Origin of the sequence: Deferrivibrio essentukiensis, assembly GCF_020480685.1 — a bacterium.
Classification (GTDB): Bacteria; Chrysiogenota; Deferribacteres; order Deferribacterales; family Deferrivibrionaceae; genus Deferrivibrio; species Deferrivibrio essentukiensis.
The window spans coordinates 1-16,743 of the sequence record NZ_JAJAFU010000019.1; the positions used below are offsets into that span (position 1 = coordinate 1).

Sequence of the window (16,743 nt, forward strand, 5' to 3'; positions counted from 1 at the left end):
TTTTTATTAAACTATTAAATTTAACAAACATTGTTCTAACTGCATTATTACAAACCATAAAACAAACAATCAAATATTAATTCATCCACAATAAAGATAACGCTATGTAAAAATTTAACTTTTTTATAAAATTTATTCAAAAATTTGACTATTTTTAATATCTTTTTTTATAATAAACTAACAACAAGAATAACCTAAAAGTTTAATCATCGTATTTATAAAAAATTGTTGACATACACAGTGCCTTTTTGTTAATATTGGTATAACCAATTTCAATGGAGTAATTTATGACCAATACCGATACACTTTTGGAAAAATTCATAGAAAAAGCTAAAGATGTCCAAACTATCTGCATAAAAACTGATAAAGAGGCTTTTAAAAATATTTTAAAAGAGAAAAATTTTGCTTTTGTAAGTCTTAATACCCCTTTTAAATCTTTTAACAAAGAGTGTGAGTTTGATGAGTCAGGAATTAAAGATGCAATTGTTAATGCTGACTTTGCAATAGCAGAAACAGGGACGCTTGTAGTAGACAGCACTGAAGAAAAAATCAGATTGGCTACTACTTTGGCTGAAAATCTATCTCTCGTAATTTATGCTTCAAATATGGTTGCAAAACTTGAAAATATAGTTTCATATATGAACGATAAAAACAGTGCCGACAATGCATATATCGCATTTATTACAGGTGCAAGCAGGACAGCAGACATTGAAAGGGTCTTGACGATAGGTGTTCATGGGCCTGTCTCCCTTACTTGCTACATTATAGAAGATTTATAGGAGTCAACAAATATGAAAATAAAGCAGGAAGTTAAAAAGAAATTAAATGATAAAGTACTTTATACAAATCTTAAAAATTTTGCATCCAATTACAAAGTATCAAGGCAAAATGCCCTTACGGGACTTGACTTTTTTAAACTGAGAAATGACATCTACAAATCAAAAGATTTCAGTAAAGAAGAGATTATAGCCCTGTTTGAAGAGTTTAAGCAGCATGTTGAAAAATCTGGATGTACGGTTTTACACGCAGAAGATGCTTTAACTGCAAATAAACTTATTACTGAAATCTGTAAAAAACATAATGCAGAATATATTGTTAAATCAAAATCTATGACAAGCGAAGAGATAAAGCTCAATCATTATCTTGAAAAACAGGGGCTTAAACCGATTGAAACTGACCTTGGAGAGTGGATTTTACAAATTGCAGGAGAGCATCCCTCACATATGGTTATGCCTGCAATACACAAAACAAGACAGCAGGTAGCAAAAATTTTTGAAAAACATACAGGGGAAAAGATTAACCCCGATGACATAGACAAGATGGTCAAAATAGCAAGAAAATATCTGAGAGAATACTATTTCAAGGCTGCAGTAGGGATAACCGGTGCAAATGTAGCAGTTGCATCTTCAGGCACAATCGGAATAGTTACAAATGAGGGGAATGCAAGACTATCCTCTACTGTCCCTCCTGTACATATAGTATTGGTAGGATATGAAAAACTTGTTAAAAACTTTTCCGATGCAATGAAAATAATAAGACTTTTACCTAAAAGCGCCACCGGTCAAAACATAAGCACATACGTGACATGGATAAAAGGCTCAAACCCTTCATTTAAAAGCGATACAGGAAATAAACACACTTACTATATATTTCTGGATAATGGCAGGTTGAGCTTCTTTGAACATCCTTTTTTAAAAGATGCATTAAAATGTATAAGATGCGGCTCATGTGCAAACGTATGCCCTGCTTATGAAATGGTGGGAGGTCATGTCTTTGGAGATATTTATATTGGTGCAATTGGACTTATTTTGACTTCGATGCTTCATGATGAAAAGAAAGCAAAAGAAATACTAAGCCTTTGTATCGGCTGCAAAGCCTGCTCTTTCAACTGCCCCGCCGGGATAGATTTACAATCGATTATCTCAGATTTAAATGTTTATATGGGTAAAAAATATTCAGTTAACCCCGTTAAAAAATTTATTTACTCTGCTGTAATGAAAAATCCTGCAGTTTTCAAAACAGCAATGAAGACAGCCTCATTTTTACAAAAACCTATGCTTGATGAGACCAAAGAAAATATTAAAAACATTCCTTACATCCCTAAAGAGCATAATTTTAGAAAATTACCTTCAATTAAGACAAAAACATTTAGCGAGCTTTTCACAGAAAAAAAATTTGGTGAGTTTAAATCTTCAAAAAAAGTATTTTTCTACCCAGGATGTGCCGTAGAATATTTTTTCCCTGATATGGGGGTATCTATGGTAGAGGTTTTACAAAAAACAGGTTATCAGGTGGATATTCCTAAAGCTCAAGTCTGTTGCGGACTGCCGGCAATACACGCAGGGGATGGAGAAAGCGGGAAAAAAACAATATTGAAAAATATAAAACATATGGGCAACCCTGACGATTATGAAGCATTTTTGGTATTGTGTCCAAGCTGTGGAATGGCTATCAAGGAAGATTTTAAAAAATATACCCTCGACTATATTGCAGAATTTAAAAAATCGGAAAAAATTGGTAAAAAGGTAATGTCATTTGCCAATTTTTTAAAGATAAACAATATCCGCTTTCAAAATGAAGATGATAAAAAGTATACCTACCACACACCTTGTCATCAAGGCAGAGGCTTAGGATTTGTGCCGGAAGAATTTTTAAAGGAAACATTCGGAGAAAATTTTATACCTTTAAAGGATAGTGATGTTTGCTGCGGCTTTGGAGGCTCATTTTCAGTAGATTATCCAGGTATCTCGGCAGGAATCCTTGATAAAAAGATTGAAAATATAATTAACACTAAGGCAGACTGTCTATTGACCGACTGCCCCGGATGTGTAATGCAGATTGACGGCGGTCTCAAACAAAAAGGTGTCAATGTAAAGGTAAAACATTTAAGCGAAGTTTTAAGCAACCTAAAAATCCAAAAAAAGTAACAAAAAATATTCCTGTTACTCTATTTTTGTGCTATTATTTAATAAAAGAGATAGGGGTAGCATTTTGCAAAAATTTATTTTTAATTTATTTTTAACCGTATTGTTTCTGTTATCCATGTCAATTATGACATATTTTTATTTTGATAAACAATCCTATGATAATCTTATAAACAATTACAACTCAAAAATTATCAATGAATTTGAGACAGGATACAACAGCATTTACAAAGTATTTGAAAATACAAGCAAAACTCTATACTCCGCTTATATTACAAACAATGAAATTCTTGAGATGTTGTATAAAGGGATGTATTTAAAAAAGGATGAAGATAAATACAGAAAACTTTTAGAGACAAAATTCAGCAGCATATATGAGGAATTAAAAAAAATCGGCTTTACCCAAATCCATTTTCACACACACGACGGCTACAGCTTTTTAAGAATGCACATGCCTAACAAATATGGAGATTATCTCGCAGATATAAGGCCATTAATAAAAAAAATTACCAAAGAGCAAAAATTTATTTCGGGCTATGAAGTAGGTGCGCACGAAGGGGGATTCAGATTTATCTTCCCTCTTTTTTATAACAATATATATATTGGCAGTGTAGAAACAAGTGTCCCGATAGAAAACTATCTCCAATATCTTTCAAATGAGCTAAAAAGCCGATTTACGGTTATATATCATGGAGAAGCACTTAAGCCTATAGACAAACAATTATTCAAGAAAAAGTTTAGAAAAATATCGGATAATAATGACCTTTACTTTGATATTAATCTGCCAAATAGTATTCTCGATAAATATGCTTTGGAGATTATAAAAAAAGACCTTTATAAGGGGGATGCCCATATAAAGCCTTTTGCCATAAACTTTGAAGAGGATAAAAAAATGTGTTCACTTATTTTTATCCCCCTAAATGGGGTTGACGGGCATTATATAGGACATATTGTCAAACACATAGACTCACCCGAACTTAGAGTAATAAAAAGGGATTTCTACTATAAAATAGTTTCATCATCTACTATTTTTATCTTTGTAACTGCCTTTATAATATTTGTAATATTAAGAAATAAAAAACTCTCAAAAGAGATAACATTAAGAAAGAAAGTCCAAAATGATTTGGAAAATATAAATAAAAAATTTGAAATAGTAATAAAAACTAGCGGTCAAATTATTTATGATTATAATCTTGATACTGGAGAGATAAAAGGATATGGGGCAATAAAAGAGACTCTGGGCTATTCTGAAGAAGAATTTTCATCCGGAATATATGCAAATTTTAAACAGTTTTACCACCCTGAAGATATTGAAAGTGTTAATAAATTTATCAACAGCATTGCAGATAAAGGTAGCAAGGGGCATATTACTTACAGATTGAAAAGAAAAGACGGCAGCTTTGCAACTTTTCAAGATGAAGCTACATTTGTCCATTTTGATACGGAGCGTCATATCTTTGGCGTAATGAAAGATATTACTGAAAAAATTGCAATGGAAGAGCATTTAAAACGTGCACAACAGTTGGAGGCGATAGGGATTTTGGCCGGAGGGATAGCCCACGATTTTAACAATTATCTATCAGGCATTTACAACTACCTTGAAGTTTTAAGGCTCAGTTGCCAAGACCCGAAAATTGATTCAATTACTGGAAAGATAATCGGCTCTTTAAGTAGAGCTAAAAGCCTTACTACTCAGCTTTTGACATTTTCAAAGGGTGGAGAGCCTGTTATAAAAATATTCAATATTAAAAAATTAGTAGAAAATATTGCTGATTTTGCATTAAGCGGCTCAAGCCTGAAATATACAATCACGAGTGACGATAATTTACTATGCTCTTTGGGGGATGAAAATCAAATAGGACAGGTTATTGAAAATATTTTGATTAATGCAAGACAAGCTGTTGAGTCAAATGGTGAAATCAAAATTGAGCTAAAAAATATCTCTAACGATGAAGCGGTAAGATTTTTTCATAATACTGGGCTTAAAAATGACAATTATGTCCTAATTACTATTTCAGACAATGGCAAAGGGATAAATGAGGAAAATTTAGACAAAATTTTTCAACCTTTTTTCACTACAAAATCTAAGGGGCATGGGCTTGGACTTTCTATAGCATACAACATTATCAAAAAACACAATGGTGATATAACTGTAAAGTCACAACCTAATGAGGGGACAACATTTTATATAGCTATTAAGGCTACAAATGAAAAATGCCCGAAACAGGATATCAAGATTGAACCAAAATCAGACAAAAAATTAAATATTCTCATTATGGATGACGAAGAGGAGATACTTGATTCCCTTTCTCAACTTATAAATTTATTGGGGTATAATACTATCCGTGCCAAAAATGGTGAAGAAGCTATTGATATTTTTAAAAGATACAAAGAGCAAGGGGATAAAATAGACCTATGCATACTCGATATTACCATAAAAGGTGGTATGGGTGGAAAGGAAACAATCGAAAAGTTAATTGAAATCGATAAAAACGTCAAAGCTATTGTTTCAAGCGGTTACTCAGATGATGAGGTAATGGCACATCCTCAAAAATATGGATTTTACAACTCGCTACAAAAGCCGTTTAAAATTGAAGATATAACAAAGATATTAAAAGATATGTAAAAAGATACTATCCCCTAAAGTACCCTTAAAGTAATTAATACTTTGATTTATTACAAATTGACATCTTTTCATTAATAAATTAATAATAAATATGAAATTAAGCAAGCATATCATTATATTCATACTGCTCTGTGCCACACTTCTTTACACTCTCTACTCATACGAAATTTCAAAAGCTATCATTATTTTTAATCTGGCTACGATTACTGCGATACTTTTCATTATAATTTTAGAGGAAAAAGCAAAAAAAAATTCAAGCATTAATAATTTTATAGGATATTTTAAAATCCCAATTATTATCCACCGTCACAATGGTAAAATTATATCGTCAAATAATGCTGCCAGCTCCATTATTGATGAGAAAGTTATAAACCAAGCAATTAATACTTCTTCGGGTAAAACTCAAACGCCAAAAGTTGTAGAGGTGAGCACTCAAAAAGGATTGAGGAAGTTTAGTGTAGATACTGTATTAATTGAAGAAGACAAATTACTTAGCTACTTCATAGATATTACAGAGCTTAACGAGTTAAAAAAGCAACTTTATCTGTCCCAAAATCAGGCTGCAATAGGACTCTTGACATCCGGACTGAGTCATGATTTTAAAAATATACTCCAAAATATAAACATATATCTATCTCTAATTAAACAAAGTAAAAACCATGATGATATTGCTGCATATTGCAACACAATAAAGCAATTAGTAGATGACTCTAATGCTTTTATAAAAAATATTTTGAACCTTTCAAAAAACCAAAATAAAGAGTTTGAAAAAATAAATTTAGATAATTTTTTAAAAGAAACGGTTTCGATTATTGAAAAAACTTCAACCTCAAAATTAACAATTTCTTATATGAACTTTGCTACTGAAGTTGCTATCACTACCATCCCTTCTATGCTCAGACAGATACTTATCAATCTTTCTCAAAATGCCATTGAAGCTCTGAAAGATTCAAACTCAGGGGTGATAAGCATTACTGCTGAAAAGATAAGCATAAAACTGATTGATTTTATAAAAATTGATTTGAAAGATAACGGTAAAGGAATTAAAAAGTGTGACCTTGATAAAATTTTCAGCCCATTTTATACTACAAATAAAATATCAGGCACAGGGCTTGGTCTTACAATGGCAAAAATTTTAATAAAAGAGCTTGGGGGATTTATCGAGGCTGACAGCCATGTTGGAGAGTGGACATGTTTTTCAATATATCTGCCGATACGTTAGAAGCAAACTTTAACAATTATCTCAATACAGTTTTCAAACATTCACTTTTTCTAAAAAACTTTTATAACAAAAATAAGTTAGATAATAAATCAATCATTAATAATCTTCTCAAACAAAGATCCGTAAAAGAGATTTTAGAAAACTTCAAAAGTGTAGATTACTTGAATTTGGATGAAAAAGAATTTCTCAGTTTTATTAGAAAAATGAAGTATCAGGAATACCTTATTATTGCCATTAAAGATTTATGTCTTTCATGTCCCATAAAAGATTTAACGGCACATATCTCATCATTTGCAAAAGCTGCGGTAGAAGTAGCCTATGAATATGCTCTCAACCAACTGAAACGTGAATATGGAAACCCTCTTGATGAAAACGGCGATGAAATTGGATTTTGTATAATTGCCCTTGGAAAGTTTGGAGGATGGGAGCTGAACTTTAGCTCTGATATTGACATTATTTATGTTTATGAAACAGAAAAAGGGGAATGCAGCAAGTCCAAGATATCAGTTCACGAATTTTTCTGTAAGCTCGGTGAAAAGATAAAATATCTCCTTAATGAAAGGACTGAAGATGGTATTGTCTATAGGGTCGATTTGAGATTGAGGCCAGACGGTGATATCGGAGATATAGCTCTCCCTTTGAGAAGCTATGAAATATATTATGAAACATATGGGCAAAGCTGGGAAAGGATGATGCTACTAAAAGCTTTGCCTGTAGCGGGAAATGCGGAATTGGGCTTAAAGTTTCTTGAAAGTGTGAAGCCTTTTGTTTTCAGAAGAAGTATAGACACAAGACTGATAGATGACCTTATCAACATTAAATCAAAAATTAACAGCAGAGTAAAACTTAAAAAACAAGATAAAAATGTAAAATTGGGCTATGGCGGGATAAGAGAGATAGAGTTTGTTGTCCAGAGTACGCAAATATTATATTACCCTAAAGACAATGACATCTTTAATCGCAACACACTCACTTCCCTTGAGATATTTAAAGAGAAAAAAGTATTCCCTGACAAAGATATAGATGATTTAATCATTAGTTACAACTTTTTAAGAAAACTTGAGCACATGGCTCAAATTGAGCTTGAGCAACAAACACATATAGTCCCTGAGAAATCAGAAAATTATCAAAACTATCTTGAAAGATGCGGTTTTAAAAATAAGGATGAGTTTGAGAAAAAATATTCAGAAATAACTTCGAGAGTAAATAGTATCTTTGAAAATATTTTAAAAAGTGAATCAAGTGACTCGGATGATTTATTTTTATTTGATGAAGAGTTACAGCTTTCCGATATGGCGGCTATTTTAAAAGGATTAAATATTAATAAACCTCAAGAATGTGCTGAAATATTAGATAATATAATTAAAGGTAAAGGGAGAAAAAAAAGATTTGCAAAAGATAGAGAATTACTAAAGAAGATATTGAGCCTACTTGTAAAAGAACTTCCAGATATAAAAGACCCGGTAGAGACCTTAAAAAATTTTGAAAGATTTTTTTCAGTCACCACTTCAATATATCTTTTTTATGATATTTTTTCAGAGTCAGGTACCTTTTTAAAGAAGCTTGTTAATATCTTTTCCCTAAGCCCCTACCTTTCTAATACTATTATACGAAATAACAATGTTCTTGATTATATATACGATCCTAAACCTTACACATACAATCACCATGAACTATGCAACCAACTTTTCCAAATAGCGGAAAATGCCGGAAATATTGAGTATGAATATGAACTAATAAGAAGAGCACACCAAGAGCTTGTCTTTAATCTCGGATATGCTTACATAAATAAAGATGTAAACGTAATTCAGCTGACAACAAACCTTACAAACCTTGCAAAAGCCTGCATATGCCTGGCTTTAAGAAGGGAGTTTGATATCCTTAAGGAAAAGTACGGCAACCCTGCCATAAATGATAAATTTTGTGATTTCTTGGTCATAGGGATGGGGAAACTTGGAAGCTATGAAATGAGCTTTGGTTCTGACCTTGATATTATCGTACTTTATGAAGATAAAGGCTACACTGACGGAAAAATATCTATCACCAATCAAGAGTTTTACTCAAAGCTTATTCAAAGAGCAATTTCATACCTGAGCACTCAGACAGTGTTCGGATATTTATACAAAATAGATATGAGATTGCGTCCAAGCGGCTCTTCAGGGACGTTGGTAACGACATTGGACTCTTTTAGAGAATACCAAAAAAATAAAGCTATGTTGTGGGAAAAACAGGCACTTATTCGAGCCAGTATAATCAATGAAGATTCTGCAATTTCCAATACTTTCAAACAGATAAAAAATGAGACCCTTTACAGTGGTAGTATCACAAGCGAGCAAATCGAAGAAATATACGACATGAGACTCAGAATAGAAAGGGAAAAAGGCTCACCTGTCACAAAAAACGACATAAAGTCAGGCTATGGTGGATTGATTGATATTGAGTTTTCTGTTCAAATGCTACTTTTAAAATATGGTTACACCTTCCCTCAAATACGAAAAACGAATACACATAGCGCGTTGCATGAGCTAAAAAAAGCTGAACTTATAAAAAGTAGAGATTTTTATGCACTTCATAACAGCTACTTATTTTTTAGAAATCTTGAAAATTTGATAAGAGTTTATAAAAATTCATCTTCCTCTGTATTACCCAAAGATGATGAAACACTTGAAAAATTAAGTACATTTTTCGGTTATAAGCAAAATGGAGCAGAAAAGTTAATGAACGAATATCTCACGGCGAGAAAATCTGTCAGAGCGGCATTTAATAGGCTATTTAGCAAATGATTATGAATGAAGTTATTTTTATTCTTAACTATGAGTCATTTAAAGATAGACTCTTTGATACTGCACTCAAAACAGCGCCTTACGCCGATAAGATTTGGTTTAGAATCAAGTCCGAAAGTGCGGCTGTAATCTTCAAATTGGCAAAAGAACTTAGAAATATTTTACCTGATAAGTATCTTATCCTCTCAGAGAGACCGGAAATAGCGCATATTTTAAACTATAATGCAGTCCATCTTAATCACACCTGTTCAAAACTGATTTGTCTAAAAAAGATATTTACCAAATTGGATTTTGGCTATTCTGCCCACACTATTGCTGAAATTAAAGAAAAACAAGAGTTTGATTACTTTACATTGAGTCCCATTTTTATGACAGATAAACCATACGAAGTAAAACCTTTAGGGGTAATAGATGTGAGTAGTATAAACAAAAAAATTTATGCGCTCGGTGGTATTAACATTTCAAACGTAAATAGCTTAAAAAATAAGGGATACTCAGGCATTGCCGGAATATCCCTTTATAAGTATCTTGAAAGTATCAAAAAATTGTTAACCTAACCGTGAAAACCGAGCCTCTTTGAAATCTCCCTTGCATACTTCTGTACAACAGGTAGGATTTCGTTATTCATTCTCTCATAACTCATCCTGCAAGCAGGGCCAGTAACGCTAAGAGCTGCAACAGGGACACCCAAATAATCCTTTACAGGCACAGCGATACATCTGACAGACTCTTCAAACTCCTCATCATCAAAAGCGTAGTCCTTTTCAGATACAGTTTTAAGATGCTTTTTTAATTCTGGCAAAGAAGTAATAGTATTATCTGTATACCTCTTAAGTCTTGCCCCCATATAAACCTTATTAATTTCCTCTTCTGAAGCGTAGGCAAGCTGAATCTTACCAATAGCAGTGCAATAAGCAGGTGCATCTTTTCCTACCCTTGATACAATCCTTACTGTCTGGTCAGCTTCAACTATATCAAGATATATTACGGCACCTTCACGCAAAATACCTATATAAACAGACTCCTTTGTCTCAGCTACAATCTTTTCCATAAAAGGTTTGGCAAGCTTTAGTAGGCCAAGTTTATTAACAAACTTCTGCCCGAGATTAAAAATACCGATGCCAAGTCTGTAGTTTTCGGTAAACTGGTTTTGTTCAATATAACCGCGAGATTCAAGAGTAGCAAGAAGCCTAAAAACGTTATTTTTATGCAACCCCAAAGTCTTACTAAGCTCAGTTACTCCGTATTCTTCCCTCTTTTCTGAAGTCCTGAAAACTTCAAAAAGCTGAAGGGCATGATAAACTGACTGAACAAGCTTTACGTTTTGTTTATTAGCCATTATTTCTCTCCATAACTATAATTTATAATCAATAAAATTTGTTAACAAAATATAGCATCAAAATAGAACACTGTCAAATTTTAAATAGCATAAAATTGCAAAAAAATTAAAAAAATCTATTTTATTCAGTACACCAATAAATTTTTTTAAAATGAGTGTTATAATTTAACAAAACATACACAAATAAAGAATATATATTAAAAACCTTGCATATTTTACCTTTCACATATACAATATATTTATAGAATATTCAAGGAGGCAAATATGAATTATCCCATCTGGATAAGTGAAGCTTTATCAGGAGCTCAGTTAATTGCAATTATAGCTGTTTTTCACGTATTTATCTCACATTTTGCAGTAGGTATGGGGCTATATGTTGTAATAGCTGAAAAAATTGCCATCAAATCAGGTAACTTAGAAGAAAAAATATTTGTCAAAAAGAGCAGTGCATTAATTCTGCTGATTTCTGCAGTGTTAGGTGCACTTACTGGGGTAGGAATATGGTTTAGTATAGCTCTTGTTTCCCCTGCAGGAACTGCTGCATTAATACATATCTTTGTATGGGGTTGGGCAACCGAATGGGTATTCTTTGTCCTTGAAATATTTGCAATCCTTGCTTACTACTACACGTGGAATAAGGTCTCTGACAATACACACGTCTTTTTAGGGTGGCTATATTTTATCGGGGCATGGATGAGCCTTGCTATAATAGCCGGAATTATTGCATTTCAATTAACACCCGGAACTTACCTTGAAAACAAGAGCTTCTGGGGAGCATTTTTTAATCAAACCTACTTTCCGTCAGTAATAGGTAGAACAGGGATATCATTTGTATTGGCGGGGATATATGCCACACTTGTGCTTTCATTTACCAAAAATAAAGAGATAAAGGTAAAATATGGCAGATTTACGGGATATTTTATAATTGCCGGAGCTGTTTTGACATTTTTGGGGATGTATTGGTGGGTGCAGGCAATACCTGAAAACGTCAGAGAACAATTTTTGGGCGGCAATGAGATTTTATCAAGCTTCTACAATAACTCTATCTATCTTACAGTAGCCCTTATAGGTCTTGCAGCTATTTTCACGCTTGCTATACCAAAATACATGAACATTGCATTTGCATTAGTGCTTCTCATATTAGGTCAGATTAGCTTTGGCTATTATGAATTTACAAGGGAAAGAGTAAGAAAGCCATATGTCATTAGAGATTTTATGTACTCTAACGGTATATTGAAAAGTGAAGTTGAAAAGATTAAAGATGTTGGTTTTTTAAATTATGATAAATGGGCAACAGTCGGGCAACCTAACGACGAAATAGGTAAAGGGCGAGGGATATACAACTCTCAGTGTAGAGTTTGCCATATGCCGAAAGGATTTAACGAAATGTACTCAAAGGTGGAGGGGCTCACAGCTGAAGACCTTTACGGTATGCTTGATGATTTGGATGCAAATCCGCTTATGCCTCCATTTGCCGGAAATGATGAGGACAAAATGGCACTTTCAAAGTATCTTGAAAAAATAGGTCAAGGAGGTAAATAATGGAAAATATATTAATCCCTGCTTTCTCATCCGTTCCTTTATCTTCACCAACATGGCTGTTTGTATTTTTCCTCGTATTCACTTTCTTCTTACACATACTCTTTGTAAACCTTACTCTTGGCGGAACAATTCTACTTTTAATATCAAAATACATCAGCAAAGTTTTTGGAGACAATACATATGACGAAATAGCCGAAGAGATCGGCTATCTTAACACATTTAACATATCTTTTGCAGTCACCTTAGGTGTAGCACCTTTGCTTTTTTTACAAACTATGTATGAAAACTTCTTTTACACATCATCAATATTGCTGTCATGGAAATGGCTTTTAGTACTTGTTGCTATTATTTTTGCATACTATTTTTACTACCTCTATAAGTTTAAACCTTGGTATATAAAATTTTCCGGTGGAAAAGGGATAATCTTCATAGTATTTGCTGCAATTATGTTTCTTTACGTTGCACTTATATTTGTGACAAATACCACCCTCTCAATGCAACCTGAGCTTTGGACTGAAGTATATTCCGGTAAAATATCCGCCTTCAGTGCCAAGACATTGGTACCAAGACTTATTCACTTTGTGTTGGCAACAATAGCATTTAGCGGTTTATTTCTAATGGTGTATTCTAAATTTAGAAAAAACTACTCAGCAACGCTTAAAGAAACAATGTATAATTTTGGTAAAAAAACTTTCTTCTATACAACACTTGCTCAAATTATAGTGGGGGTATGGTTTCTATTTTCTCATGACAAAAATATCTATATGCTTCTTATGGGTAAAAATATTATCGGAACATTTTTCCTTTTAATCTCAATTATTCTTACAGTTATTGCACTTTTTTATGTATACAAAAACAAAGAAAATATCTTCTCACTTAGTGCTCTTGTGCTTCTAATAATAGGCTCGATGGTAATAGTAAGAAGAGTAGTTGAAACGGGTTTTTTTGAAAAATATTTTAAATTAAGCGAGTTAAACGCCGAGCCATATTGGGGAATTTTTGCAATTTTTGTGATACTTTTAATTTTACTTTTAGCTGTAATTTACTATTCCCTTGTTAGAATTGGAAAAGATATTAAAGATAAAGCGGGAGCTTAGCTTCCGCTTCCTTTAAAAATGTCCCATGGCCATTCTTTTGGCAAATCAACGCTAAAAGTCATTTTTTCTTTTTTTATGGGGTGGACAAGCTCCACCTCTTTATGAATCAGTGCTATTTTGTTTTTACCATATTTGGTTTTACTGCCATATTTAGCATCCCCCACCACAGGGTTTCCGATATATGAAAACTGCCCTCTTATCTGATGATATCTGCCTGTTAAAAGCTTTATCTTTACAAGACTCACCCCTTTTACTCTTTCCAAAACCTCGTATTCAAGTTCGCACTTTTTATAACCATCTTTTTGAGTTTCGGAAATATCCGTCTTAAAATCCTTGTGTTTAAGGTAATGTACTAACTCCCCTTTCGGCTCTTTCAAACTACCCTCAACCACAGCAAAATATATTTTATTAAATTCCCCTTTCTTAATACTCTCATTCATTCTTTTCAGTGCTTTTTCTGTTTTTGCCAAAACAACGATTCCGGCAGTCATCAAATCCAATCTATGAACTGCATGTAGAAACACGTTCCCCGGCTTATCATATTTCTTTTTTAACCATTCTTTAACTTGATCTTCCAGGTTATCTTTATGTTCCAGAGATTTTTGAGTGGCAACCCCAAAAGGTTTGAACGCAACAATCAAATGATTGTCAAAATATATAATCTTCACTTTGAAAGCCAGTAAGAAACAGCTCCAGATGGTATTGGAAGGGTATCTGAACTTATCAAAAGCTCATGACTATAGAAGCTGCCTTTTTTAGTATCAATGTAAGAACAAAGTATATTTTCCAGGACTTTTGGTGTAAATCCGGGTGTATGGCAAGAAAGAATCACATACCTACAATTATCGGACATAAGCTGAACAACAAGCTCCATAATTTTGCCCATATCCTTCTCTATTTTGAATACTTCACCCTTACTCCCCCTGCCAAACGTGGGAGGGTCCATTACAAAACCGTTATATTTATTTCCACGTTTTACTTCTCTCTTTAAAAATTTAATAACATCATCCGTAATCCATCTGACCCTGTTAATATCAAGCCTGTTTAAGTTTACATTCTCTTTTGCCCAGTCATTTATCTTTTGAGAAGCATCAACATGTGTAACAATAGCACCTGTAGCAATTCCTGCAATTGTAGCACCGCCAGTATAGCCAAATAGATTTAAAATCTTATCATCTTTTTTTGAGTTTTTCTCCATCAGATTCCACGTAGAGATATGCTCAGGGAAAATACCAATATGTCCAAAGTCTGTAAATTTTAATTTGAAAAAATAATTGTGATATTTAACGACCTTATACTCAACTTTTTTCCCACTAAAATGCCAAACATTTTTTTCACCTCTGTCAAAAGTAGCATCGGCACTACTCCATACTCTATTATCCTTTCTTTTCGGCCAAAATGCTTGGGCACAAGGTCTATCTATTATCAAATCTCCAAGCTGCTCAAGCTTCCTCTCATCCCCCGAATCCAAAACTTTATAAATATTTTCCATACATATTCCTCTTATAATTTTTCAATAACTTCTAACATGTAATAAAATAATGGGCAAATAATTTTTATTTCATTTGCATTATTGTGTAAACAACAAACCGCTATAAAAACAAACTGCTTCATGGTTTAAAACTATTTAGTTGATTTCACAGATTAAACATTTTATCATACTTGAAATGAGGTGATATATGAAAAAAATAATAATCATTGCTCTTATCGTTCAATTATTTTACGGATGCATGAAAAATGTAAATAATGCCAACTATTCCGACATTGTCTTTAACCCTCAAAACAGTTTTTCCAGAGAATTGAAAGCGAAATACACAAACGAGTTGAATCAGATAGCTCAAAAACTATCTGAGTATGGACTAAAAGTCCAACAGGACGGTTTAGGATTTACAAAAGGCTCTACATGCAAAGATTGTATTTATGATGAAGGTGATTTTTGGATGTTTATCTCCCTTGAGCATGCTTCTGTAGATGCAAATAAAAACATAAATATAAAAATCAGAGGGATTAATGTTGCCCAAAAAGTTGTAAAAGACACCTTTTTTGCACTAAAGGATATCGATTTAAACAAACTTTTGGCGGAAAAAAGTTTTAAAGGTTTTTTAATCAGCGGGACATACGGAATATATAAAAGCATCAATGAAAGGATCAAACCCAAAGATTTTGAGACAGTAGATGTGTATATCCCTAAAATTACACTCATTCAATACAAAAACAATACCCTGTCCTTAAATGAAATTTTAAATTATTCACAAGGTTATGCAGCAAAGTTTGGTAGCAAAAACTACGAAAAAATATTTTAAAAAAGAAGGCCTTATCGGCCTTCTTTCATAATTTTAAACAAATCTATTGGCGTTACTCCAATTTGAGCAGCCATATCCTTCATAAGACTTTTTTCATCAAACTTTATCCCAGCCTTTTTGAGGTTGGAAAAAGCTAAATTTTTATCAAGTCCATATTCCTCAATTACACTCAATATATTCTTTTTACCGAGCCCCGAACCTTCAGCAGGCATCTTTTCTTCAACTTTAGAAGTTTCAGGCTTTACTTCATTAATATCTGCCCCAATTTCAGCATCTTTAATTAACAGATAAATATCCTGAGGTGTTTTATTGTTTTTCTTTGCAATCTGCAGCAAAGTTTCGTTTTCATTGTCATACTTAATGCCATTTTTATTTAAAATTTCTTTTACCTTTGTAAAATCCAAATCCATCTTTTTGGAAAAGTTTTTAAGCCCTACAAGCTCAGCATGCCCAAAAGGGGGCTCCCCATATTTGTCAGCCCAATAGTCATCTACATCGGACTGCCATATAAAAAGGTCGCTAAAAGGGGAAACCTTGTAATAAGCACCCATAAAAACTGCCGTAGTTATTATTAAAGCCACAACAAAATTTGGGGTAAACAATACAAAATTCTTTGCTCTGTTTTTCAGGTACTGCATTATTGCCTTCCAGTTAAGGTATATGTGTAAAATAGAAACAATAAGAAACAATAATGAAGTAGCGGTATGAAGCTCACCGTATTGACTTTTGTTAAGTCCAAGAAGCTGCCACCCTCCCCAATATGCAACTCTACCTTCAGGAACTATAATTAAAATAAGTCCTGTGTAGCACATGACTAAAAATGACAACAAGGTTGTCAATGATACAATTTTTCTAAAACTCATTCTACTGCCTCCTTAATATTAATTAATCAAACAATAAGCAAATC

Annotated in this window: 13 protein-coding genes; 9 read left to right on the plus strand and 4 right to left on the minus strand. The window is 33.0% G+C overall.

All coding sequences use genetic code 11. The annotated features are described in order from the left end of the window. The first annotated feature begins 287 nt into the window (after positions 1-287). The 6 genes from LF845_RS09220 (at position 288) to LF845_RS09245 (ending at position 10,112) form a co-directional block, all read left to right on the plus strand. Positions 288-779, plus strand: coding sequence for a LutC/YkgG family protein (locus LF845_RS09220; RefSeq protein ID WP_242820725.1), 492 nt, complete (start codon positions 288-290; stop codon positions 777-779). A 12-nt stretch (positions 780-791) separates the two neighbouring features. Further along, on the plus strand, positions 792-2,927 hold the full coding sequence (gene ldhH, locus LF845_RS09225) for an L-lactate dehydrogenase (quinone) large subunit LdhH (RefSeq protein WP_242820726.1): 2,136 nt from the start codon (positions 792-794) through the stop codon (positions 2,925-2,927). Between the two features lie 115 nt (positions 2,928-3,042). Then, positions 3,043-5,550, plus strand: coding sequence for an ATP-binding protein (locus LF845_RS09230; RefSeq protein ID WP_242820727.1), 2,508 nt, complete (start codon positions 3,043-3,045; stop codon positions 5,548-5,550). Positions 5,551-5,641: 91 nt separating this feature from the next. Then, positions 5,642-6,772 carry a two-component system sensor histidine kinase NtrB gene (locus LF845_RS09235; protein WP_242820728.1) on the plus strand — a complete coding sequence of 377 codons (1,131 nt, stop codon included), beginning with the start codon at positions 5,642-5,644 and terminating at the stop codon, positions 6,770-6,772. Then, positions 6,742-9,555, plus strand: coding sequence for a bifunctional [glutamate--ammonia ligase]-adenylyl-L-tyrosine phosphorylase/[glutamate--ammonia-ligase] adenylyltransferase (gene glnE / locus LF845_RS09240; RefSeq protein WP_242820729.1), 2,814 nt, complete (start codon positions 6,742-6,744; stop codon positions 9,553-9,555). Before LF845_RS09235 ends, glnE begins: the two co-directional genes overlap by 31 nt. Before the next feature lie 2 nt (positions 9,556-9,557). Further along, positions 9,558-10,112 carry a thiamine phosphate synthase gene (locus LF845_RS09245; RefSeq protein ID WP_242820730.1) on the plus strand — a complete coding sequence of 185 codons (555 nt, stop codon included), beginning with the start codon at positions 9,558-9,560 and terminating at the stop codon, positions 10,110-10,112. Here LF845_RS09245 and LF845_RS09250 read toward each other — a convergent pair. Then, entirely contained in the window at positions 10,109-10,894 is a 786-nt protein-coding gene (locus LF845_RS09250) for an IclR family transcriptional regulator (protein ID WP_242820731.1), read from the minus strand. The two genes, LF845_RS09245 and LF845_RS09250, sit on opposite strands and share 4 nt — an antisense overlap. 264 nt (positions 10,895-11,158) lie before the next feature. Between LF845_RS09250 and LF845_RS09255 the strand changes: the two genes are divergently transcribed. Together LF845_RS09255 and LF845_RS09260 are read left to right on the plus strand one after the other, a co-directional pair. Continuing rightward, complete coding sequence (locus tag LF845_RS09255; protein ID WP_242820732.1) at positions 11,159-12,436, plus strand: cytochrome ubiquinol oxidase subunit I; 1,278 nt, start codon at positions 11,159-11,161, stop codon at positions 12,434-12,436. Continuing rightward, complete coding sequence (locus tag LF845_RS09260; RefSeq protein ID WP_242820733.1) at positions 12,436-13,533, plus strand: hypothetical protein; 1,098 nt, start codon at positions 12,436-12,438, stop codon at positions 13,531-13,533. The genes LF845_RS09255 and LF845_RS09260 overlap by 1 nt, the downstream gene beginning before the upstream one ends. Here LF845_RS09260 and LF845_RS09265 read toward each other — a convergent pair. Both LF845_RS09265 and LF845_RS09270 read right to left on the minus strand, forming a co-directional pair. Next, positions 13,530-14,201 carry an RluA family pseudouridine synthase gene (locus LF845_RS09265; protein ID WP_242820734.1) on the minus strand — a complete coding sequence of 224 codons (672 nt, stop codon included), beginning with the start codon at positions 14,199-14,201 and terminating at the stop codon, positions 13,530-13,532. The genes LF845_RS09260 and LF845_RS09265 overlap by 4 nt on opposite strands. Next, positions 14,198-15,025 carry a class I SAM-dependent methyltransferase gene (locus tag LF845_RS09270; RefSeq protein WP_242820735.1) on the minus strand — a complete coding sequence of 276 codons (828 nt, stop codon included), beginning with the start codon at positions 15,023-15,025 and terminating at the stop codon, positions 14,198-14,200. Before LF845_RS09270 ends, LF845_RS09265 begins: the two co-directional genes overlap by 4 nt. A gap of 187 nt (positions 15,026-15,212) precedes the next feature. Between LF845_RS09270 and LF845_RS09275 the strand changes: the two genes are divergently transcribed. Then, on the plus strand, positions 15,213-15,836 hold the full coding sequence (locus LF845_RS09275) for a hypothetical protein (protein ID WP_242820736.1): 624 nt from the start codon (positions 15,213-15,215) through the stop codon (positions 15,834-15,836). A gap of 11 nt (positions 15,837-15,847) precedes the next feature. On the opposite strand, the gene LF845_RS09280 is transcribed toward LF845_RS09275, so the two are convergent. Continuing rightward, the gene (locus LF845_RS09280) at positions 15,848-16,699 is read right to left on the minus strand and encodes a DUF4405 domain-containing protein (protein WP_242820737.1); all 852 of its coding nucleotides are present in this window, start codon (positions 16,697-16,699) and stop codon (positions 15,848-15,850) included. Positions 16,700-16,743: the final 44 nt, after the last annotated feature.

What these genes read in the sequence shown, in the direction of transcription:
- LF845_RS09220 (WP_242820725.1), top strand. Translation starts at nt 288, where the DNA reads ATGACCAATACCGATACACTTTTGGAAAAATTCATAGAAAAAGCTAAA.
- ldhH (WP_242820726.1), top strand. Translation starts at nt 792, where the DNA reads ATGAAAATAAAGCAGGAAGTTAAAAAGAAATTAAATGATAAAGTACTT.
- LF845_RS09230 (WP_242820727.1), top strand. Translation starts at nt 3,043, where the DNA reads ATGTCAATTATGACATATTTTTATTTTGATAAACAATCCTATGATAAT.
- LF845_RS09235 (WP_242820728.1), top strand. Translation starts at nt 5,642, where the DNA reads ATGAAATTAAGCAAGCATATCATTATATTCATACTGCTCTGTGCCACA.
- glnE (WP_242820729.1), top strand. Translation starts at nt 6,742, where the DNA reads ATGTTTTTCAATATATCTGCCGATACGTTAGAAGCAAACTTTAACAAT.
- LF845_RS09245 (WP_242820730.1), top strand. Translation starts at nt 9,558, where the DNA reads ATGAATGAAGTTATTTTTATTCTTAACTATGAGTCATTTAAAGATAGA.
- LF845_RS09250 (WP_242820731.1), bottom strand. Translation starts at nt 10,894, where the DNA reads ATGGCTAATAAACAAAACGTAAAGCTTGTTCAGTCAGTTTATCATGCC.
- LF845_RS09255 (WP_242820732.1), top strand. Translation starts at nt 11,159, where the DNA reads ATGAATTATCCCATCTGGATAAGTGAAGCTTTATCAGGAGCTCAGTTA.
- LF845_RS09260 (WP_242820733.1), top strand. Translation starts at nt 12,436, where the DNA reads ATGGAAAATATATTAATCCCTGCTTTCTCATCCGTTCCTTTATCTTCA.
- LF845_RS09270 (WP_242820735.1), bottom strand. Translation starts at nt 15,025, where the DNA reads ATGGAAAATATTTATAAAGTTTTGGATTCGGGGGATGAGAGGAAGCTT.
- LF845_RS09275 (WP_242820736.1), top strand. Translation starts at nt 15,213, where the DNA reads ATGAAAAAAATAATAATCATTGCTCTTATCGTTCAATTATTTTACGGA.
- LF845_RS09280 (WP_242820737.1), bottom strand. Translation starts at nt 16,699, where the DNA reads ATGAGTTTTAGAAAAATTGTATCATTGACAACCTTGTTGTCATTTTTA.